The organism is Stenotrophomonas sp. TEPEL, assembly GCF_004348785.1.
GTDB lineage: Bacteria > Pseudomonadota > Gammaproteobacteria > Xanthomonadales > Xanthomonadaceae > Stenotrophomonas > Stenotrophomonas indicatrix.
The window spans coordinates 644,247-665,484 of record NZ_QQXJ01000001.1 but is presented as its reverse complement, the minus strand read 5'-3'; the positions used below and the strand labels follow the sequence as shown (position 1 = coordinate 665,484).

The following is a 21,238-nucleotide window of genomic DNA, read 5'->3' as shown; positions in this document are numbered from 1 at the left end:
CCGGGCCATGCCCGGCGGGCGCATTTTCAGTACGCGAACTCGCGGAACACCGGGTCGACGTCGCCATGCCAGCGGCCATGGAACAGCGCCAGCTTGCGCTCGGCCGGGGTCAGGCCGGACTCGACGATTTCCTGCAGCACGTCCAGGAACTTGCTTTCATCCTGGCCATCGGCATTGCGCGCCGCACGGCGCTTGAGCCCGTCCACCGAAATCTTCACCGCCTCGCGGGCGAGGTCGCGCACGGTGCCACCGCGGAACGGCAGGCCCATCGCGTGCTTGGGCACGCCATCACGCAGCGCATGGCGCTCGGCCAGGCTGAAGTCACGCACCAGATCCCACGCTGCATCCAGCGCCGTGTCGTCGTACAGCAGGCCCACCCAGAAGGCCGGCAGCGCGCACAGGCGGCTCCACGGGCCACCATCGGCACCGCGCATTTCCAGGTACTTCTTCAGCCGCACTTCCGGGAACGCGGTCGTGGTGTGGTCCGACCAGTCGCGCAGGGTCGGCAGCTGGCCCGGCAGCACCGGCAGCTTGCCCTGCATGAAGTCGCGGAAGCTCTGCCCGCTGGCATCGTGGTAGATGCCATCGCGGTAGGAGAAATACATCGGCACGTCGAGCAGGTAGTCGACATAGCGCTCGTAACCGAAGCCATCCTCGAACACGAAGTCGAGCATGCCGGTACGGTCGGCATCGGTATCGGTCCAGATGTGCGAGCGGTAGCTGAGGTAGCCGTTCGGCTTGCCTTCGGTGAACGGCGAGTCGGCGAACAGTGCGGTGGCGATCGGCTGCAGCGCCAACGACACACGGAACTTCTTCACCATGTCCGCTTCGCTGGCGTAATCCAGGTTCACTTGCACGGTGCAGGTGCGGGTCATCATGTCCAGGCCGAGCGAACCGACCTTGGGCATGTACGAGCGCATGATCCTGTAGCGGCCCTTGGGCATCCACGGCATTTCATCGCGCGTCCACTTCGGCTGGAAGCCCATGCCGAGGAAACCCAGCTGCAGCTCGCCGGCCACCTGCGCCACTTCATTGAGGTGGGTGCCGGTTTCCACGCAGGTCTGGTGAATGGTTTCCAGCGCCGCACCGGACAGCTCCAGCTGGCCCGCCGGCTCCAGGGTCACCGAAGCGCCATCACGCAGCAGGGCGATGGTGTTGCCGTTCTCCTGCACCGGCGTCCAGCCGAAGCGGACCAGGCCGTTGAGCAGGGCCTCGATGCCGCGCTCGCCATCGAAGGTCGGCGGACGCAGGTCATCCAGGCGGAACCCGAACTTCTCGTGCTCGGTACCGATGCGCCACTGCGAACGGGGCTTCTCGCCGGAGGCGATCTCCGCCACCAGTTGCGAGCGGTCGGTAATGGGCGTATCGGCGACGTGGCTGGGGCTCGACAAGGGGGTGGCTCGCTGGACGGTGGCAGGGGATGTGGGGCTGGGAGCCTTGCATCGCAAGGGCGCACTATAGCGTGGCGGCTCGTTACGTCATGCGACGGTGACGGGTTTCAGCATCCTACCGACACCCTCTTGACCCTCGTACACTCAGGGCCATGAGCCGCCATTCACGACATCCCGAGCTGCACCGTGCCGATCGCGTCGGCTGGCTGCGGGCCGCCGTACTGGGCGCCAACGATGGCATCGTCTCGGTCGCCGGCCTGGTGGTCGGCGTGGCCGCCAGCGGCGCCTCGGCCAGCACGATCCTCGCCACCGGCGTGGCCGGCACCGTGGCCGGCGCGATGTCGATGGCCGCCGGCGAGTATGTGTCGGTACAGACCCAGGCCGATACCGAAAATGCCGATCTGGCGATGGAGAAGCGCGAGCTGCACGAAGACCCGCATAGCGAACTGGAGGAGCTGGCCGCGATCTACCGCCACCGCGGCCTGGAGCCTGCACTGGCGCGGCAGGTGGCCGAACAGCTCACCGCCCACGATGCGTTGGGTGCCCACGCGCGCGACGAACTGGGCATCACCGAGGAACTGCGCGCGCGGCCGTTGCAGGCCGCATTGGCGTCGGCCGCCGCCTTCACCTGTGGCGCCGCGCTGCCGGTGCTGACCGCACTGCTGACGCCGGTACAGAACGTCGCCACGGCCACCACGGCCAGCACGCTGGCCGGCCTGTGCCTGACCGGCGCGATGGCGGCACGCGCCGGTGGCGCATCACCCACGCGCGGCGCCCTGCGCGTGATGTTCTGGGGTGCACTGGCGATGGCCGCCGCAGCGGGTGTCGGTCGCCTGCTGGGCGCGCACGTCGTATGACCGGCATGCCCCCCACCGCGATGGCATTACTGGCGGAGATGGCCAGCCTGGCCGGCTGCCAACGCGCTGAGGGCTATGCCTGCATCACCGCCCGCCGCGAGCACGGAGCCAGTTCGGTGGAGATACCGCAGCCACAGTTCGCCGTCCTGCTGGAAGGACGCAAGCAGGTACGTACCGCCCACCAGTCGCTGACCTTCGTGCCCGGCGACATCCTGCTGATCACCCAGCGTTGCCGCATCGACGTGGTCAACACACCGGACCCGCAGACCGGCCGCTACCTCAGCGCGATCGTGCCGCTGTGCACGGAAGTCCTGGCGGCGGCGCGCACGCTGTGGAGCGAGGCCTTGCCAACGGCCGGGGCGGCGCTGGCCCGGCAGGCGCTGGGCGATCACGCCACGGTACTGCGCAGCTGGCGGCAGTCGTTGCAGGACGGCCACTACAGCGAAGCGCGGTTGGCGCTGGCCACGCTGGTGCTGGCGTGGTGCCGGCAGGGCCACGGCAACCTGCTGTTGCCGCACGCACCGACGCTGGGCGAGCAGATCCGCGACCGCATCGCCGCCGAACCGGCCCGCGACTGGCAGTCGCGCGACGTTGAAGCGCACTTCGCTTTGAGTGGTGCGACCCTGCGGCGGCGGTTGGCGGCCGAAGCCACCAGCCTGCGCCAGCTGCTGACCGAAGCGCGCCTGGCCCATGGCATGCAGCTGCTGTACACCACCGATCTGCCGTTGAAGACCGTGGCAGCACGCGCGGGGTATCGTTCCGCAGCGAGTTTCAGCAAGCGCTTCGCCGAGCAGTACGGGCTGGCTCCCACAGATATTTGAGGGTTCTTCAGCAGGGCTGCGCCCTGCACCCGCAGAGGCAACGGCAACAGCAACAGCAACGGCCGAAGCAACAGCAACAGCGTGCATTCCGTGGGATGGTGGGGCGGTGTCGGAGTGCGGGGACGCCGCAAGTACGTCCCTGTAGGCTTGGCAGCCGCATCCATGCGGCTGACACCCCGCACTCCGACACGGTGTCCGCGGCATGGATGCCGCGGCCAAGCCTACAGGGACGTATTCACGGCGTCCCCCGCAACCGGACCCACCCCGCCTCCCCACAGGAAGCCAGCTTCTGCCGTTGCTTCGGCCGTTGCCGTTGCCTCTGCGGGTTCAGGGCGCAGCCCTGCCGATAACCCCCATTGAGCATTCCGCGCAGTGCTTTGAGCGCCGCACGCACGCGCAACACGGCACGCTGTACGCAACGGGCCTGCCCATCACTCACCGAGAACAACCGCCATGACCCTGCGTCATCTGCCATTGCACGCCGCCCTGCTGCTGGCCCTGTCTTCCCTGCCGCTGCCTGCGCTGGCCGAAGCCACCTCGCCCGCCCCCACCCAGCAGGTACCGGGCGTGCAACACCAGCGCATCGGTGCGCTGCAGGTCACGGCCCTGTTCGACGGCGTGGTTGCGCTCGGCCGGCAGGAAGTGGTCGACGTGCCGCCATCGCTGGTCAGCCGCCTGCTCGAAGGCCGCTATGTGCCCGAAGACAAGAAGGGCCTGCAGACCGCGATCAACGCCTTCCTGGTGCGCCAGGGCAAGCACCTGACCCTGGTCGATGCCGGCACCGCGCAGTGCTTCGGCCCTGACCAGGGCCAGGTGCTGGGCAACCTGCGTGCGGCCGGCGTAGACCCGGCCGAGATCGATGAGGTGCTGCTGACCCATGCCCATCCCGATCATCTGTGCGGGATCCTCGATGCACAGGGCAAGCCGGCCTATCCGAATGCGACGGTGTGGCTGTCCAAGGCCGATGCCCGCTACTGGCTCGACCCGGCCAGCGAAGCCACGGCACCGCAGGGCGTGCGCTTTGCCTTCGCGCTGGCACGCAACGCGATCGCGCCGTACCAGGCCGCCGGTCGCCTGCACACCTTCCAGCCTGGCGACGCCCTGCCGGGGCACGCGGTGGCGATGGATACCCACGGCCACACACCGGGGCATGTGTCCTACCGTTTCGACAGCCAGGGCCAGTCACTGCTGGTGTGGGGCGATGTGCTGCATTTCCATGCCGTGCAGTTCGCACACCCGGAAGCAGCATTCGAGGCCGATTCGGATCGCAAGGCAGCTACGGCCAGCCGGCGCAGCCTGTTGCAGGAAGCCACTGCCAAGGGGTGGTGGGTCGCTGGCGCGCACCTGCCCTTCCCCGGGCTGGGGCACGTGCGCAGCGAAGGCAAGGCCTATGCGTGGGTACCGGCGGAATACTCGCCGCTGAAATGATGTGCCGCCGGGCATGGCCCGGCACTACCGGATCGCGGTGACGGAAAACATCAGGGTAGCGCCGGGCCATGCCCGGCGAGCGCAGCGGAGCGCCTTATTCCAGCCCCAGCCAGCCGCCGATGATGCCGCGGGCTTCATCCACGCCGGTACGGGCCGAGCCGGAGAACACCTGCACACTCACCGTATCGCCGAACGATGAATGCAGTTCCTTGCGTACCTTCTGCAGGGTCTGCATCTGCTGGCTGCGGCTCAGCTTGTCGGCCTTGGTCAGCAGCGCATGCGCCGGCAGGCCACGCTGCACGGCATAGGCCAGCATCTGCCGGTCGTAGTCCTTCAGCGGATGGCGGATGTCCATCACCACCACCAGGCCCTTCAAGGCCTCGCGGGTGCGGAAGTAGCGGTCGATGAAGGCCTGCCAGTGCGCCTGCAGGTCCAGCGGCACCTTGGCGTAGCCGTAACCGGGCAGATCGACCAGATGGGCGTCCGGGGTAACCTGGAAGAACACCAGCTGCTGGGTCCGGCCAGGCGTCTTGGAGACCCGGGCCAGGCTGTTCTGGCGGGTCAGCGCGTTGAGCGCGCTGGACTTGCCGGCGTTGGAGCGACCTGCAAAGGCCACTTCAGAACCTTCATCGGGCGGCAGCTGCCCCATGTTGTGGGCAGAGAGGTGGTATTGGGCGCGTTCGATGAGCAATGACATGCGCATAGGATCGCATGTTGCGGCGCCGCGCGCCCGGCCCGGGGCCATCCGGCGGGAAAATGCTGCACTGCTGCGTTGACCGTGCAAGGAAACGGCGTTGATAATCCGGGCGATGCCGGCCGCCGCCGCCCGGCCGGTCCATACGGAGCTTCAGCATGCGCCACGCTCGCGTTCTTGCCGTATCCGCCCTTGCTACTGCTGTTGTTGCCGCTGCTGCCTTTGCGCAGACCACGCTGACCCCGCTGCCCGACAACGGCCCGATCAGGACCGCCTCGCTCGAGGTGGATTTCAGCAAGACCACCTGGGGCGACGCCAAGGCCGGCCAGGCCAAGGCCACCGCGTGTGCCGCCTGCCATGGGGCCGATGGCAATTCCACGGTGGAGATGTATCCCAGCATCGCCGGCCAGAGCGAGCGCTACGTCGCCCAGCAGATGGCCCTGATCGCCAATGGCCAGCGCAGTTCCGGCGCCGCCGTGGCGATGGTGCCCTTCGTGCAGAACCTCACCCCGCAGGACATGCGCGATATCGGCGCGTTCTTCGCCACCCAGAAGGCCAGCGCCGGCATCGCCGACGACACGCCGGTGGCCGAGGGCCCGTACAAGGGCATGAAGTTCTACCAGATCGGCCAGCAGCTTTACCGCGGCGGCGATGCCCAGCGCGGGCTGCCGGCCTGCATGGCCTGTCATGGCCCCAGCGGCGCCGGCAACCCCGGCCCGGCCTACCCGCACATCGGCGGCCAGCACGCCAGCTATGTCGCCCGGCGCCTGCAGGAGTACCAGGCCGGGCAGACCAACGAGACCGACAAGGCGCACTTCCAGATCATGGCCACGGTGGCGCAGAAGCTGACCGAGCAGGAGGTGCAGGCCCTTTCCAGCTACCTGCAGGGCCTGCACAACAAGGCCGACGATCTCGCCGCCGAAGGCGCTTCGACGCGACCGGCTGCCGCCCCCTGACTGCCACTGGTCGGCGCCGGTCGCCACGACGGCCCGTCGCTGCGGTATGTTTCCTTCACGCCGGCGGCTGCGCCGGCGTTGTCATTTTCAACGGAGATGCGTGTCGATGAGGTTGATTCCCCGCCTTCTGCTGTCCCTGCTGGTGCTGCTGCCGTTGGCGGCCTGCGCCGCCACCCCCGCCAACGCCCCGCTGGTCGAAGGCAAAGACTACGAGCGCATCGCCCAGCCTGGCCCGTTCCAGCCGCTGGCCGGCAAGATCGAGGTGGTCGAGGTGTTCGGCTACACCTGCCCGCACTGCGCCCATTTCGAACCGCAGCTGGCCGCCTGGGCCGCCAAGCTGCCGGCCGACGTGCGCTTCACCCCGGTTCCGGCCGCCTTCGGCGGTGCCTGGGATGCCTGGGCACTGGCCTACTACGCCGCCGACGAAGTGGGCGTGGCCAAGCGCAGCCACGCCGCTGTGTTCAAGGCCCTGCACGATGACGGCACGCTGCCGATGCAGAACGTCTCGGCCGATGAGCTCGCCAACTTCTACAAGGCCTACGGCGTGACCCCGGAGCGCTACACACAGGCCCTGCGCGGCGAGGCGGTGCAGAAGAAGGTTGATGCCGCCCGTGCCTTTGCCCAGCGCACCCAGGTGCCGGGAACCCCGGCCATCATCATCAACGGCCAGTACCTGGTCCGTGGCAAGAGCTTCGACGACCAGCTGCGCATCGCCTCGGCGCTGATCGCCCAGGCCCGCGCCGCCCGCGGCCGCTGAACCAACACACACCATCGACACGGCGCTGTCGCCGCCGCATGTCATCATTTCCCTCTGGCCGGCGCCTGACGCCGGCCCCACCTTTCCAGATGCTGGAGACGCTTCCATGAAGACCCGTTTCGCCGCCCTCGCCCTCGCAGCGCTGCTGCCGATCCTGGCGGCCTGCAAGGCCGACGATGGCACCACCAACACCTCCGCCCCGGCAGAACCGGCCGCGACCCCGGCCAGCACCGAACCGGCCGCGCCGGCCGCAGGCGGCGAAGCCGCTGCACCGGCTGCCGAAGGTGACAAGACCGCTGACAGCGCTGCGCCTGCCCCGACCACCGCCGCGCTGACCGGCCCGGCCCCGGTGGAAGGCGCCGACTACCAGCTGATCCCGAACGGCCAGCCGTTCCAGCCGGCCGCCGGCAAGGTCGAAGTGGTCGAGATCTTCGGTTACGTCTGCCCGGCCTGCGCTGCGTTCCAGCCGCTGGTCGGCCCGTGGAAGGCTGGCCTGCCGAGCGATGTGAACTTCGTCTACGTGCCGGCCATGTTCGGCGGCACCTGGGACAACTACGCCCGTGCCTTCTACGCCGCACAGACCTTGGGCGTGCAGGAGAAGACCCACGAAGCGCTGTACTCGGCCATCCACTCGCAGAAGACCCTCAAGGGCGAGCGCGGTGCTGATTCGGTCGATGACATCGCCAAGTTCTACGGTGCCTACGGCGTGGATCCGAAGCAGTTCGCCGCCACCATGGGCAGCTTCGCGGTCAATGCCAAGACCAACTCGGCCAAGCAGTTCGCCCAGCGCAGCCAGATCAGCGGCACCCCGTCGATCATCGTCAACGGCAAGTACCTGGTGAAGGGCAAGAGCTTCCCGGACATGCTGCGCATTGCCGACCACCTGATCGCCCGCGAACGCGGTGCGGCCCAGGCTCACTGATCCAAGAGACGTTTTCCCGGCCGTGACTTCCCCCACAACACGGACCCTGCGCTTGCTGACGGCCAACATCCAGGCCGGCTCAAGTACCCGCCGCTACAGCGACTATGTGACCCGCAGCTGGTCACATGCGCTGCCGGCGGGTCGCAAGCGCAGCAGCCTTGACGCGATTGCCACTTTGGCGCGCGGTCATGACATCGTCGGCCTGCAGGAGGCCGACCCGGGCAGCCTGCGCTCGGGCTTCACCAACCAGACCCATTACCTGGCCCAGCGCGCCGGCTTCAATTACTGGAGCCACCAGCCGAACCGGCGCATGGGTGGCGTCGCCTCCAGCGCCAACGGCCTGCTGAGCAAGCTGGAACCGGTGGAAGTGCAGGACCACGCCCTGCCCGGCCGTATCGGCGGGCGCGGCGTGCTGCTGGCCAAGTTCGGCGATGGCCGCGATGGCCTGGCCGTTGCGGTAGCGCATCTGTCCTTGGGCGCCGGTTCGCGGATGGCCCAGCTCGGCTTCATTGCCGAGCTGTTGTCCGACCACCCCAATGCGGTGCTGATGGGCGACTTCAACTGCCTGGCCGAACGTCCGGAAATGCAGGTGCTGTACCAGAAGACCCGGCTGCAGCCGCCCGGCTGCATCGTGCCGACCTTCCCCAGCTGGCGCCCCGACCGCGCCATCGACCACATCCTGGTCAGCAGCGGCCTGCAGACCCGCACCGTGGAAGCGGTGCCCGCTGCGTTCTCCGACCATCTTGCCCTGGCGATGGCAATCGACGTCCCGGCCGACGCCCTGCGCTGAGCGCTGCCGCTGCGCTCGCCGGGCATGGCCCGGCGCTACCGACCCTGGTCGGGGCCAACCTTGGTTGGCACGCTGCCCTGCCCTGGTGGGTGCGGACCCCGTTGGCAGGCTGCCCTGGTGGGTGCGGACCGTTGGTCCGCACGCTCTCCGCCGGGCATGGCCCGGCGCTACCCCGCCTGCGCCACCGGCACCTTCAACCGCCGTGCGGTCATCGTGCTGCCCACCGAGGCCAGCACCGTGCAGCCGATGGCCAGCCACTGCAGACCATGCAGGTGCTCTTGCAGCAGCAGCATCGCCCACAGTGCGGCCACCGCCGGTTCCATGCTGATCAGGATGCCGAAGGTCTCCTTCGGCAGGCGCTTGAGCGCCATCATTTCCAGTGACATCGGGATCGCGCTGGACACCAGCGCCACCACCAGCCCGGCCAGCAGGATCTTCGGCTCCAGCAACGCCGCACCGGCATGCACCACGCCCACCGGCACCACTACCAGCGACGCGGCCAGGAGCCCCAGCGACACCGAATGCCCAGCGTGCAGGTGGCCGGCGCGCTTGCCGAACACGATGTACAGGCCCCAGCACGCTGCTGCCCCCATGGCGTACAGCACGCCTAGCGGGTCCAGTGCCGGGCCGCCGCCGATCGGCAGCAGCAACAGCAGCCCGACCGCCGCGCAACCCACCCACAGGAAATCGATCGGACGCCGCGACGACAGCATCGCCACCGTCAACGGGCCGGTGAATTCGATGGCCACCGCGATGCCGAACGGGATCGTGCGCAAGGCCATGTAGAACAACAGGTTCATCAGGCCCAGGGTGAGGCCATAGCGCAGGATGGTGATCGCATCCACGCGGCTGGTCTTCCAGCGCCATGGCCGCCAGAACAGCAGCAGCAACAGCGCCGAAAAGCCCACGCGCAGCGCGCTGGTGCCCTGCGCGCCGATCAACGGAAACAGCTGCTTGGCGTAGGAAGTGCCAATGGCCAGTGCGGTGACCGAGCCGAGCACCGCCAGCGCCGGCAACATCGGCGCGATTCGAGACGTCTGCATGCCGCCAGTCTATTGCGTCGGCGGCGAGCACTTGGCTCAATTGACGGCCCGTCCGCGCAACTTCTGCTCACCATGGCCACCGCCCCCGTGCTGGACAGCTTCGACCGCGCCATCCTCGCCCTCCTGCAGCAGGACAACACCCTGCCGCAGCGGCAGATCGCCGAAGCCGTGCACCTGTCCACGCCAGCGGTGCAGCGGCGGATCAGGCGCCTGCAGGACAGCGGGGTGATCGCCGCCAACGTGGCGGTGATCGACGCTGCGAAAATCGGCCGGCCATTGACCATCATCGTCGAGGTGCGCGTGGTCAGCGAACAGCGCGGGAAGGTCGCCCCGTTCCGCCGCCGCGTGCAGGACGACCCTGCCGTGCAGCAGTGTTACTCGATCACCGGCGACGGCGATTTCCTGCTGCTGCTCTCGGCGGCATCGATGGAGGAATACGAGGCGATCACCGAACGCTTGTTCGGCGGCGATGACAACATCGAGCGCTTCCGCACGTCAGTGGCGCTGGGCACGTTGAAGCGCGGGTTCGACGTGCCGCTGACATGACGCAGATGCCGTCGAGCCTGTCCTGCTCCTACACTGGTGACGCATGAACACCGCTTCCCCCTCCAACGCCAGACGCCTGCGCCGCTGGCTGCTGCGTGGCGCCCTCCTGCTGATCCTGGTCATCGCGGCGATGGCCTTCTGGAACAGCCCGTGGGCTGCCGCACCGAAGATGCTGTGGACACTCTCGCGCATGCCACCGGCCACGCAACTGCCGGTGCCGGTGGACGGCGTGCGGCCCCGGCAGATCGCCGATACCTTCGGCGCACCGCGCGGGCGCGACCGCACGCACGCGGGTATCGACATCTTCGGCAAGCGCGGCACGCCGGTGCGCAGCGGTACCGCCGGTGTTGTCGCCGACATCCGCGACAGCGGACTCGGTGGCCGCCAGGTCTGGGTGATCGGGCCGGGACGCGAGCGCTATTACTACGCGCACCTGGAAGACTGGGCCGATGGCCTGGCGCGCGGCCAGGTGGTGCAACCCGGCGACCTGCTCGGCCATGTTGGCGACAGCGGCAACGCCAAGGGCACGCCGCCCCATCTGCATTGGGGCATCTATGGCACCGATGGCGCGCGGGACCCGCTGCCGCTGCTGCAGCCGCAGGGCACCCGCTGACGGCAACCGAGCCGAGCCTCGAGGCCGCACGCGTTTGTTCATGGTTTGTAAATAGGAATAGTTCGTATTACCATTTCTTTCGTTTCCGGTGGTGCCAGGACGGCCTGCCCGCCCTTCCCCTACCCGTAGCGCCTCGACTCCTGGATGACGGCCGAACGCGCGTGCCCGTTGCAGGAATCCGCATGATCCGTCCCGCCTTCCGTACCCCGCAGCCGCAGCGGCTGTCCGTTGCCGTGCTCGTCGCGCTCTGCGCGGTCGCGCCCGCCGCTTTCGCCGAAACCGCCACCGACCCGACCACCCTCGACAAGGTCGTAGTGAAGGGCGAGCGCGCCGAAGGCTACTCGGTGCGCCGTACCTCGGCAGGCACCCGTTTCGACCTGGCGCCGCGCGAGATCCCGCAGTCGGTCAGCATCATCAGCCACCAGCGCATCGAAGATCAGCAGCTGGACGACATCATCGACGTGCTGGGCAACACCACCGGCGTCACCAGCACGCAGTCCGACAGCGAGCGCACCGAGTTCTATGCGCGCGGCTTCTACATCGATGCGTACCAGTTTGATGGCCTGCCCACGCAGATGGTGCAGAACTGGAGCTACGGTGACTCCGGCCTGGACCTGGCCCTGTATGACCGCGTGGAAGTGGTGCGCGGCGCCACCGGCCTGCTCAGCGGCGCCGGCAATCCTTCCGCCTCGGTGAACCTGATCCGCAAGCACGCCGACAGCGCCGAACTGACCGGCAGCGTGTCGGTGAACGTCGGCAGCTGGGGCCGCACCCGCACCACCGTGGACGTGGGCAGCGCACTCAACGCCAGCGGCACCGTGCGCGGCCGGGTGATCGGCAGCTACCTGGACACCGATGGGCAGATGGACCGCTACAACCAGCGCAAGACGCTGGGCTATGCGGTGATCGACGCCGACCTGACCCCGGATACCCAGCTCAGCGTGGGCTACGACTACCAGCAGAAGCGCGCCAACGGCGCGACCTGGGGTGGCTTCCCGATGCAGTACTCCGACGGCAGCGCGACCCCGTACGACGAATCGTTCAACGCCAGCCCGAACTGGACCTACTGGGACACCACCAGCAAGCGCGCGTTCGCCACCCTGCAGCACGCCTTCAGCAACGGCTGGAAGTTCAAGATCGGCGCAACGCATGACCAGACCAAGGCCGACGACAAGCTGTTCTACCCCGCGTACAACGATTGGACCACCGGCGCGTCGAACTTCGACAAGACCACCGGTGCGGGCATTTCGCCGTCCGCAGGCTTCTACAACACCGAGCGCAAGGTCACCGGTGTCGATGGCTACGTTGATGGTCCGTTCCAGCTGTTTGGCCGCGAGCACCAGTTCATGGCCGGGCTGAGCTACAACAAGCGTGACTACGCCAACTACGGCGACTACCAGGTCGGCGGCGCCGGCCAGAGCTGGGACCCGTTCGCCAGCTACCTGAACTGGACGGGCAACATCAGCGAGCCGAACTGGAACCCGCTGGCGCTGGCCAGCGAGGGCACCATCACCCAGAAGGCCGGCTATGCCGCCGCACGCCTGTCGCTGGCCGATCCGTTGAAGCTGATCATCGGCGCGCGCTACACCGACTGGAAGAGCCAGGGCGAAGGCGCGGATCGCCAGCACAAGGTGACCACGCCGTATGCCGGCCTCGTGTTCGACATCAACGACACCTACTCGGCGTACACCAGCTACACCGAGATCTTCCAGCCGCAGACGTTGAAGGACCGCAACGGCAGCTATCTGGACCCGGTGGATGGCAAAAGCTACGAAGTGGGCGTCAAGGGCGCCTGGTTCGACAACCGCCTGAATGCCTCGCTGGCGGTGTTCCGCATCGAACAGGACAACGTCGGCCAGATCACTGGCGAGCCGGTGCCCGGCAGCCAGAACGAATTCGCCTATCGCGCCGCACGCGGCACGGTCAGCCGTGGCTTCGAGTTCGAGCTCAACGGCGAACTGGCACCGGGCTGGAACGCCACGTTCGGCGCCTCCCGTTACGTGGCCAAGGATGCCAACGACGCCGACATCAACACCAACCTGCCGCAGACCGCGCTGAAGCTGTTCACCAGCTACACCCCGCAGTCGCTGCAGGAACTGACTGTCGGTGGCGGTGCCAACTGGCAGAACCGCATCTACTACCCGGTGCCGGCCTATGGCCGCATCGAGCAGAGCGGCTACGCACTGGTCAGCGCCTTCGTGCGCTACCGCATCTCGCCGGAGTTCAGCGTGCAGGCCAACCTCAACAACCTGCTGGACAAGAAGTACCTCTCGCAGATCAATGGCTACGGTGCGTATGGCGATGGTCGCAACGGCGCGCTGACGTTCACCTGGTCGTTCTGATGGAAACCACGCCGGGCATGGCCCGGCGCTACCGCGGCAACAGCAGCGCCGGAATCACTCCGGCGCTGCTGTACTCACATCAGAACCGCAGGTCCGCGCGCAGGTACCAGTAACGGCCACGCGGGATGTCGTAGGTCGAGGCGTCATAGCCGTTCAACGAACACGACAGGCAGATCGGCGGGTCCTTGTCGAACACGTTGTTCAGGCCAGCTGTCAGCTGCAGCCCCTTCATCCAGTCGATCTTGTAGCCCACCTGCATGTCGTGGAAGGTGGTGGCCGACAGTGTGTTGGTGCCTGCGGCCTGGTCGCTGCACACCGGGAAGGCCGCAGCATCACCGCAGTTTTCGGTCAGCTCAGAGATGTGCCGTACGGTCCAGTTGGCACTCCAGCGGTTCAACGTCCAGCCGATGCTGGCATTACTGGTCCATTCCGGAATCGAACTGTCAGCCACTTCCACACCCGGCTTCTGCGGCTGCTTCTGCCCGGCCGCGCCGGTGGCCTCGTAACGCCCGACGAAGGTGTTTTTCCAACCCAGCTTGAACTGGCCGATGGAGGTCTGCGGCAGGGTCCAGAACAGGTCCACGTCCCAGCCATCGGTCTTGATCGACCCCAGGTTGGTCAGACGGTTGTTGAAACTGCTGACCGCACCGGTGCTGGCACGGGTGATGCCATTGCAGTAGATCGGGTCCAGCGTATCCACGCACAGGTCCAGCTGGGTCTGCGCGTTGATCGCCTGGATCGCACCGTCGATGGCATGGCGGTAGAAGGTCACCTCCACATCGAAGCGCTCCGACCACGAGGCGTTGTTGCCGAACCACGGGCTCCACACGAAACCGGCACTGAAGCTGCGCGAGCGTTCCGGCTCCAGCTCGCGGTTGCCGCCGGTGGTCACCGAGATCTGCGAGTTGGCCTGCTGGAAGCCGGCCGGCACGCCCAGCGTGGCACAGTTGGCCGCGCTGCCACGCGGCGGCGTGCCGCCCAGGCCCACCGAGCACGGGTCGAACAGCTGCAGGTCGGCACGTGCCGCCGAGCCGTACAGTTCACCGATCGACGGTGCGCGGAAGCCCTCGGCGTAGGTGGTGCGCAGCACGAAGTCATCGGTCACCTGCCAGCGCAGGCCGTACTTGGGCGTGAACTCGCCACCGAAGGTGGAGTAGTCCGAATAACGACCGGCCAGGCTCAGGTCCAGTTTCTTGCCGAACGAGGAATCGGCGAAGATCGGCACGCTCAACTCCAGATAGGCCTCGTTGACATCATAGGAACCGGAGGTCGGCTGTGACGGCACGCCGTTGTAGTGGCCGATCACCGTCAGCGGATCTGGCTGGTAGGAGCCCTTGTACTTGCGGTACTCGAAACCGGTGGCGAAGGACACCGGACCGGCCGGCAGCGAGAACAGCTCGCTGGACAGGTTGGCGGTGAACAGGCTCAGCTCGTTCTGGCTGCGATCGCGCACCACCGGCTGGATCCACTTCAGCATGTCCGGGGTGATCGAACCGACGCCGCCGAAGATGTTCAGCGGCACGCAGCCCGGCGTGGCCGCGCACACCGCCGGATCGCCCAGCGCCATGTTCACCTTGTAGATGTCATAGCTGCCGTAGTTGGTCTGTTCGGCCTTGTTCTTGCTGTACATGCCGTTGACGTCCCAGTACCAGCTGCGGTCGGCGGCATGGAAGTCACCGACCAGGCCGGTGGCGAAGTAGGTGGTGTCCACCTTCTGCTTGAACACGCGCGCACCGCCTTCCACCGGGCGACGACCGATCAGGCTCATGTTGTCGCCGGAGACCAGATCGAAGCCGAACGGGTTGTACGGGTTGAGTGCAGACACGGTGATGTTGTCGGCCAGCGGATTGCCGGTGGCGCCATCGGGGCCGAAGAACAGCGGCTCCGGGCCGGCCTGGTTGGTCGACTCGCGGCGGTTGCCCAGGGCCTTGATGTACCACTGCACGTTGTCGGTGATGTCGAAGCGGAACTGGCCGAACAGGCCTTTACGCTCCGACGGCGTCAGCACCATATTGTATTCGGCGAAGTTGAAGCGGTCGGCGGTGGTGAAGCAGTGATAGTCATCGATGCGCGTGCAGCCTGCACTACCGTCGTAACGCGGGTTGCTCACGCCGGTATTGGGCACGATGTTCTGCACCGCCCCGGTGTTCGGATCGGTGAACATGAAACGGCCCTGTGGAATGCCGCCGCTGCCGAAGGCCAGGCCGGTGCCTGGAATCGGGAAGCGCGACTGCTCGCGGTCCTTGGCGAACACCGGATCCTGCTTGGTCCAGCTGGCGCCCAGGAACAGGCTGTAGCGGTCACCGCTCTTGCCCCAGGCCAGGTCCACGCCCTTCTGCGTGCCGTCGCCCTTGCTGTATTCACCGTAGTTCAGCGTTACCTGGCCGCCGTCGAAATCGCGACGGGTGATGATGTTGACCACACCGGCGATGGCATCGGAGCCGTACAGCGACGACGCGCCATCTTCCAGCACTTCGATGCGCTCGACGATGGCCAGCGGAATGGTATTGAGATCGGTGGCCGAGCCCACACCGGACGCCGACGATTCATTGACCCAGCGGATGCCATCGACCAGCACCAGTACGCGCTTGGCACCGAGATGGCGAAGGTCCACCTGCGCCGACCCCGCGCCGACGCCACTACCGTCGGGTGGGAAACCGAAGTTGCCCGACGAATTGAACTTGGCATTGAGTGCCGAGCCCGAGCCGGTGAGCTGCTGCAGCACTTCACCGATCGAGGTGAGGCCGGTGCGTTCGATGTCGGCGCGGTTGAGCGTCTGCACCGGCACCTGGCCTTCCACTTCAGCGCGCTTGATGCGGGTACCTGTGACTTCGACGCGATCCAGGTCGGTGGTGGCCGATTGGGCAGCAGCCCCCAACGGGGCCAGTGCGGTCACGCACAGCGCGACGGCAACCGCCAAGGGGCGGTGATGCAGGTAATTCATTCGCTCTCTCTCCAAAGGAATGTCGGGACATGGACTGCCGCGCTCCCCCCTGCATGGCGGCAGCGTCTCCTTTGTAAACAAGCGGTAAACATCGCGGCGTGATGCGCGACACTCTTTCACGCGAATTTGACGATTCTGAAAGCAGATAACGTCATTTGCCTACGTATTCACCGGAATGCGCGTACGAAGACATCCCCGTGGCGGTGGATCATTCCCGCCGGGCTCACGGTAGCGCCTGGCCATGCCCGGCGGAGTTCCGGTAGCGCCGGCCATGCCCGGCGAATTGTCGAACACGTCTCTGCCAAGCCCGGTGCGCATCGCAGGCCTGCCGCCGGGTATGACCCGGCGTTACCGGTGCACGTGCGGCCTTCCCTTGGGACGGCCGCACCGGTGATCCGCTCACTGCACGAACGCTATGCGTTGCATGCCGGTGGCTTCGGCGGCAGCCAGGATCTGGGCCATGCCGTCGTACTCGGCCGACGGATCGGTGCTGATGCGCAGCTCCGGCAGGTTGCCGGCATGCTCACTGGCCTGCGCCTGCAGGCGCGACTGCAGATCGCCGATGGCCATCGGCTGCCCGTCCAGCTCAACTGGCTGGACGCATCCAGGCGCAGCTCGATCGGCGGTGGTGGCTCGGGGCGATCAACCACGCGATCGGTGGCCTGCGGCAACTGCACGTTGATCGGCCGCGACAACATCGGCGCGGTCACGATGAAGATGATCAACAACACCAGCATCACATCCACCAGTGGCGTGACGTTGATGTCCGCCAGTGGGCCGCTTCTTCCTGCGCTATTGAATGCCATGTGCCGCTCCCTGCAGCAGGGCCGGTTGCCCCAGCCCAAACCTACGCCGGACAACCACCCTGGCGGCAGTGTGGATCCCGCCATTGTTCAGCTGTCGTTGCCGTCTTCGGCCGTGTACACAATGCGAAACTGAATTCAGCCACTGCCCGCTATGCTGGTCGTCATGACCCGACGATCTTCGACCGCCCTGTCCCTGCTCCCGCTGGCCACCACGCTGCTGATCGGCTGCGCGAGTGCCCAGTCCCTCGATGCCCAGAACGCCCAGCTGAAGGCCGCCATCGCCGCCGCCGAACGTGGCCAGTTCGATCCCGGCCAGGCCGCCGCGCTCAGCCGCCATCCCGCGTATGGCTGGCTGGAGTTCGCCAACCTGCGGCGCCACATCGACACCGTCGATACGGCGCAGGCACAGGCCTTCCTCAAGCGCTACCAGGGCCAGGCCGTGGCCAACAGCTTCCGCAGCGCCTGGCTGCCCTCTGTCGCGCGCCGCCAGGACTGGCCGACGCTGCTGGCCAACTGGGCTCCCACCGACAACCTCGGCCTGCGCTGTGCGCAGCTGACAGCGCGCCAGGCCACCGGCAAGCTGGACCCGCAGTGGATCGGTGAAGCCCAGGATCTGTGGCGCAAGAACGGCAAGTCGTTGCCCGATGCCTGCGACGCCGTGTTCGCCGTGCTGCAGGCGCAGGGTGGCCTGAGCGATGCGCTGCGCTGGGAACGCATCGATGCCGCTGCCGATGCACAGCAGCCGGCGGTGATGCGTTCGGCCGCGCGCGGCCTGCCGGCCAGTGATCTGGCCCTGGCCAACACCTACGCCGCCTTCGTCGACAAGCCCAACGCCAGCGCCCTGAACTGGCCGCGCAACGAGCGCAGCCGGCGCATCGCCACCGACGGTCTGGCCAAGCTGGCCAAGGCCGACCCGGATGCTACCGAACAGCAGCTGCCGCAGTACGCGCAGGCGCTGGGCCTGAGCGCCGAGCAGCAGGCCCAGGTGCGTTACCAGATCGCGCTGTGGACGGTAGCGTCGTACCTGCCTGACTCGGCCCGCCGTTTGAATGCCGTGCCCGATGCGGCCTATGACGAACGCCTGCACGAATGGCGCGCGCGCGAAGCGATGTCGCGCGGCGATTGGCCGGCGACGCTGGCGGCGATCCGCAAGATGGGCCCGACCCAGCGCAACGATTCGCGCTGGCGCTATTTCGAAGGCCGCATGCTGGAAAAGACCGGCCAGGCACAGCAGGCGCAGCCGCTGTTCCGCGAAGCCGCGCGCGCGCCGACCTTCCATGGCTTCCTTGCTGCGGACAAGCTGCAGCAGCCCTACACGCTGTGCCCGTGGAAGCCCAACGACAGTGCGCAGGCGCAGGCCGCGGTGGCTCGCGATCCGGCCATCCAACGGGCGATGGCGCTGTACCAGATCGACCGCGCCGGCTGGGCGGTGGCCGAATGGAACAATGCGCTGTCGCGCTTCGATGACACCCAGCGTCGCCTCGCCGTGCGCGTGGCGCAGGACAACGGTTGGTTCGACCGCGCGGTGTTCGCGCTCGGCAAGCAGCCGCAGGAGCAACGCCTGTACGACCTGCGTTTCCCGCTGCACCACGACGCCACGATCCGCCGTGAATCGGCACGCAATGCCATCGACCCGGCCTGGGTGGCCGCCGAGATCCGCGCCGAAAGCACTTTCACCCCGCGCGCGCGTTCGCCTGCCAACGCCATGGGCCTGATGCAGGTACTGCCGGCGACCGGCGCCGGCGTGGCCAGGTCCATCGGCCTGACCGGCTACGGCGGCGCTGACAGCCTGTACGACCCGGACACCAACATCGCCATCGGCACCGCGTACCTGCGGCAGCTGATGAACAAGTACGACGGCCTGCCCTACGTGACCATCGCCGCCTACAACGCGGGCCCGACGCCGACCGCACGCTGGCAGACCCAGCGCCCGGGCTTCGATCCGGACCTGTGGATCGAGACCATCAGCTACAAGGAAACGCGCGAGTATGTCGCCCGCGTGCTGGCCTTCAGCGTGATCTACGACTGGCGACTCAATGGCGATGCATTGCCGCTGAGCGACCGCCTGATGGGCCGTCTGGTGGACAAGCGCAAGGCCTTCACCTGCGCCGCCAACGCCGACCAGGGCGGCGATTGATCACGTTGTATCGATGGCGCCGGGCCATGCCCGGCGAACGCCATGTGTTCTGCCGGGGACGGCACGGCGCTACCGTGCCATCATCCCCCCATGAAGATCTATCTTGTCGGCGGCGCCGTGCGCGACCGCCTGTTGCAGCGCCCTGCCGGCGACCGTGACTGGGTCGTCGTCGGCGCCACGCCCGCGCAGATGGAAGCGCAGGGCTACACCGCCGTGGGCCGTGATTTTCCCGTCTTCCTGCACCCGAAGACCGGCGAGGAATACGCGCTGGCCCGCACCGAACGCAAATCCGGCCGTGGCTACCGCGGCTTCGTGGTCGATGCCGATCCGGCGGTGACGCTGGAAGAAGACCTGCAGCGCCGCGACTTCACCATCAACGCCATCGCCTGCGATGAAGACAGCGGCACGTTGGTCGATCCCTATGGCGGCGCGCGCGATATCGAGCAGCGCGTGCTGCGCCATGTCGGTCCCGCCTTCGTTGAAGACCCGCTACGCGTGCTGCGTGCGGCGCGCTTCATGGCCCGCTTCGCCTCGCTCGGCTTCACCGTCGCGCCGGAAACCATGGCGCTGATGCGCGAGGTGGCCGCCAGTGGCGAGCTCGACGCGCTGGTACCGGAACGTGTGTGGCAGGAACTGCGCAAGGCACTGGTGTGCGAACGCCCGTCCGCGTTCCTGCGCACCCTGCACGACGCGCACGCGCTGGGCCCGATATTGCCGGAGCTGGAAGCGTTGTACGGCGTGCCGCAGCGCGCGGAATTCCATCCGGAAGTCGACACCGGCATCCACCAGGAAATGGTCAGCGACATGGCGGCGACGCTGGCGCCCGGTGATGACCTGGTCGGCTTCGCCGCACTCACCCACGACCTCGGCAAGGGCCTGACCCCGGCCGAGGAATGGCCGCGCCACATCATGCATGAGCAGCGCGGCATCAAACCGCTGAAAGCCCTGTGCGCGCGCCTGAAGATTCCCACCGAGCACCAGCAGCTGGCCGAGGCGGTATGCCGCGAGCATCTGAACGTGCATCGCATCGACGAACTGCGCGATGCCACCGTGCTGGAACTGCTGGGCCGCTGCGATGCGTTGCGCCGGCCGGAGCGGGTGGCACGCATCGCGCTGTGCTGCGAGGCCGACAAGCGCGGCCGGCTGGGTTTCGAGGACAGCGACTACCCGCAGGGCGAGACGCTGAAGCGCCTGCACCGGGCGGCGCTGTCAGTGCAGGCGCGGGACCTGGACACCACACACCTCAAAGGCCCGGCCATTGGTGAGGCGCTGGCCAAGGCGCGTGTACGGGCGATCGCCGCCGCCCGCTGAAGCTTATCCGGCACTTTTACCGGTAGTGCCGGCCGCTGGCCGGCAACCACAGCGCTATCAGTGCGCCATCCCACGGGTGATCGCCGCCGCGCGTTGCTTCAGCTGCTCCACCGCGTCGGGAATCATCTCCATGCCCACGTCCAGGCCGGGGTTCAGCACCAGGCCGACGCCCTCGCCGATGCCCGACAGCAGTGCATGCACCGCGATCGGCATGGCGTGGGCGAACTGCGGCAGCTGCTCATGCCAGATCTCCGCGCGCTCGGGCGCGGTGAACACCGCAAACATCGGCTCGCCGCTTTCGCTGGTCAACACCAGCGGCGAAATGCTCTCGTCCCAGGCGCCGTCTTCACCGATGGCCTTGTCCAGCAGCACGAACGCCGTCGAGGTCAGCAGGCCATCGAGGAACTGCGAGGCCGTGAGGGTTCCGTCCTGGGCCTGCAACAGGCGCACTTCCAGGTCGTTGGCGGGTTCGAAAGGCGTTTCGTGGTCCATGGTGGGGTCCGACTGCGTGGCTACTGGCTGCAACTTTAGCAGCCCGCGTCTTCAAGCGACGTGTCCATGCCGCCACATCCACCGCGCCACCGCCAGCCCGGCCACTATCACCAGCATCACCGGCAGCCCAAAGCGGTGCCGGAATGGGATCGGCACCCCGCCCAGCTGCTGGTCCATGCTTTCGGTATCCAGCACCCAGCCATGTTCGCAGCCGGTGCAGGACAGCTCGTAGCGGCGCTGGTAGACGAAGCCGAACAGCAGATCGATGCGCGCCATTTTGTAGCGCAGCTGCGGGGCGAATTCGGTTTCAGCCTGGCAGCGCAGGCAGTGGTGTGCTTCGGTGGGTCCGACAATCAGCACCCGCTCGTGTTGGCCGATCAGCAGCAAC

The 21,238-nt window shown here is 67.3% G+C and carries 19 protein-coding genes and 1 pseudogene; 13 read left to right on the top strand and 7 right to left on the bottom strand.

Annotated elements, in window-relative coordinates; genetic code table 11:
* Positions 1-26: 26 nt before the first annotated feature.
* The gene (locus TEP_RS03060; RefSeq protein ID WP_132824222.1) at positions 27-1,391 is read right to left on the bottom strand and encodes a glutamate--cysteine ligase; all 1,365 of its coding nucleotides are present in this window, start codon (positions 1,389-1,391) and stop codon (positions 27-29) included.
* Between the two features lie 152 nt (positions 1,392-1,543).
* Between TEP_RS03060 and TEP_RS03055 the strand changes: the two genes are divergently transcribed.
* From TEP_RS03055 to TEP_RS03035, 3 genes are all read left to right on the top strand, one after another.
* Positions 1,544-2,248 (top strand): VIT family protein, encoded by a 705-nt coding sequence (locus TEP_RS03055; protein WP_132824221.1) that lies wholly within the window; start codon positions 1,544-1,546, stop codon positions 2,246-2,248.
* Positions 2,245-3,069, top strand: a complete 825-nt coding sequence (locus tag TEP_RS03050; protein WP_132824220.1) for a helix-turn-helix transcriptional regulator — start codon at positions 2,245-2,247, stop codon at positions 3,067-3,069. The genes TEP_RS03055 and TEP_RS03050 overlap by 4 nt, the downstream gene beginning before the upstream one ends.
* A 453-nt stretch (positions 3,070-3,522) precedes the next feature.
* Positions 3,523-4,497: an MBL fold metallo-hydrolase gene (locus TEP_RS03035; RefSeq protein ID WP_132824219.1), complete on the top strand. Its 975-nt coding sequence runs from the start codon at positions 3,523-3,525 to the stop codon at positions 4,495-4,497.
* 94 nt (positions 4,498-4,591) lie between these two features.
* Here the strand turns inward: TEP_RS03035 and yihA are convergent, their stop codons facing one another.
* Positions 4,592-5,194 (bottom strand): ribosome biogenesis GTP-binding protein YihA/YsxC, encoded by a 603-nt coding sequence (gene yihA, locus TEP_RS03030; protein ID WP_025878662.1) that lies wholly within the window; start codon positions 5,192-5,194, stop codon positions 4,592-4,594.
* A gap of 155 nt (positions 5,195-5,349) precedes the next feature.
* Between yihA and TEP_RS03025 the strand changes: the two genes are divergently transcribed.
* The 4 genes from TEP_RS03025 to TEP_RS03010 all read left to right on the top strand — a co-directional run bounded on the left by TEP_RS03025 (position 5,350) and on the right by TEP_RS03010 (position 8,616).
* Positions 5,350-6,147, top strand: a complete 798-nt coding sequence (locus TEP_RS03025) for a c-type cytochrome (RefSeq protein ID WP_132824218.1) — start codon at positions 5,350-5,352, stop codon at positions 6,145-6,147.
* A 106-nt stretch (positions 6,148-6,253) separates the two neighbouring features.
* Positions 6,254-6,904: a thiol:disulfide interchange protein DsbA/DsbL gene (locus tag TEP_RS03020; protein ID WP_025878664.1), complete on the top strand. Its 651-nt coding sequence runs from the start codon at positions 6,254-6,256 to the stop codon at positions 6,902-6,904.
* Between the two features lie 106 nt (positions 6,905-7,010).
* Positions 7,011-7,826 carry a thiol:disulfide interchange protein DsbA/DsbL gene (locus TEP_RS03015; protein WP_132824217.1) on the top strand — a complete coding sequence of 272 codons (816 nt, stop codon included), beginning with the start codon at positions 7,011-7,013 and terminating at the stop codon, positions 7,824-7,826.
* Between the two features lie 52 nt (positions 7,827-7,878).
* Positions 7,879-8,616 carry an endonuclease/exonuclease/phosphatase family protein gene (locus TEP_RS03010; RefSeq protein ID WP_025878666.1) on the top strand — a complete coding sequence of 246 codons (738 nt, stop codon included), beginning with the start codon at positions 7,879-7,881 and terminating at the stop codon, positions 8,614-8,616.
* 167 nt (positions 8,617-8,783) lie between these two features.
* Here TEP_RS03010 and TEP_RS03005 read toward each other — a convergent pair whose 3' ends face one another.
* Positions 8,784-9,659: an EamA family transporter gene (locus tag TEP_RS03005; RefSeq protein WP_132824216.1), complete on the bottom strand. Its 876-nt coding sequence runs from the start codon at positions 9,657-9,659 to the stop codon at positions 8,784-8,786.
* 72 nt (positions 9,660-9,731) lie between these two features.
* On the opposite strand from TEP_RS03005, the gene TEP_RS03000 reads away from it, so the two are divergent.
* The 3 genes from TEP_RS03000 to fhuE all read left to right on the top strand — a co-directional run bounded on the left by TEP_RS03000 (position 9,732) and on the right by fhuE (position 13,160).
* A complete protein-coding gene (locus tag TEP_RS03000) occupies positions 9,732-10,205 on the top strand; it encodes an Lrp/AsnC family transcriptional regulator (RefSeq protein ID WP_132824215.1) in 474 nt (157 codons plus the stop codon).
* A gap of 43 nt (positions 10,206-10,248) precedes the next feature.
* On the top strand, positions 10,249-10,818 hold the full coding sequence (locus tag TEP_RS02995; protein ID WP_132824214.1) for a M23 family metallopeptidase: 570 nt from the start codon (positions 10,249-10,251) through the stop codon (positions 10,816-10,818).
* A gap of 182 nt (positions 10,819-11,000) precedes the next feature.
* Positions 11,001-13,160: a ferric-rhodotorulic acid/ferric-coprogen receptor FhuE gene (fhuE, locus tag TEP_RS02990; protein WP_132824213.1), complete on the top strand. Its 2,160-nt coding sequence runs from the start codon at positions 11,001-11,003 to the stop codon at positions 13,158-13,160.
* A 79-nt stretch (positions 13,161-13,239) separates the two neighbouring features.
* Here fhuE and TEP_RS02985 read toward each other — a convergent pair whose 3' ends face one another.
* Positions 13,240-16,104, bottom strand: coding sequence for a TonB-dependent receptor (locus TEP_RS02985; RefSeq protein WP_132824212.1), 2,865 nt, complete (start codon positions 16,102-16,104; stop codon positions 13,240-13,242).
* A gap of 399 nt (positions 16,105-16,503) precedes the next feature.
* Positions 16,504-16,841: pseudogene (locus TEP_RS02980) on the bottom strand (biopolymer transporter ExbD).
* Here TEP_RS02980 and TEP_RS19885 point away from each other — a divergent pair.
* From TEP_RS19885 to TEP_RS02970, 3 genes are all read left to right on the top strand, one after another.
* Positions 16,783-17,043, top strand: coding sequence for a hypothetical protein (locus TEP_RS19885; RefSeq protein ID WP_240790768.1), 261 nt, complete (start codon positions 16,783-16,785; stop codon positions 17,041-17,043). The pseudogene TEP_RS02980 and the gene TEP_RS19885 overlap by 59 nt on opposite strands.
* Positions 17,044-17,061: 18 nt before the next feature.
* Positions 17,062-19,047 carry a transglycosylase SLT domain-containing protein gene (locus TEP_RS02975; protein ID WP_132824211.1) on the top strand — a complete coding sequence of 662 codons (1,986 nt, stop codon included), beginning with the start codon at positions 17,062-17,064 and terminating at the stop codon, positions 19,045-19,047.
* Between the two features lie 90 nt (positions 19,048-19,137).
* Complete coding sequence (locus TEP_RS02970; RefSeq protein ID WP_132824210.1) at positions 19,138-20,358, top strand: multifunctional CCA addition/repair protein; 1,221 nt, start codon at positions 19,138-19,140, stop codon at positions 20,356-20,358.
* A gap of 57 nt (positions 20,359-20,415) precedes the next feature.
* Here the strand turns inward: TEP_RS02970 and TEP_RS02965 are convergent, their stop codons facing one another.
* Positions 20,416-20,850: an SseB family protein gene (locus TEP_RS02965; RefSeq protein ID WP_132824209.1), complete on the bottom strand. Its 435-nt coding sequence runs from the start codon at positions 20,848-20,850 to the stop codon at positions 20,416-20,418.
* 51 nt (positions 20,851-20,901) lie between these two features.
* Complete coding sequence (locus tag TEP_RS02960; RefSeq protein WP_132824208.1) at positions 20,902-21,237, bottom strand: hypothetical protein; 336 nt, start codon at positions 21,235-21,237, stop codon at positions 20,902-20,904.
* Position 21,238 lies beyond the last annotated feature (1 nt).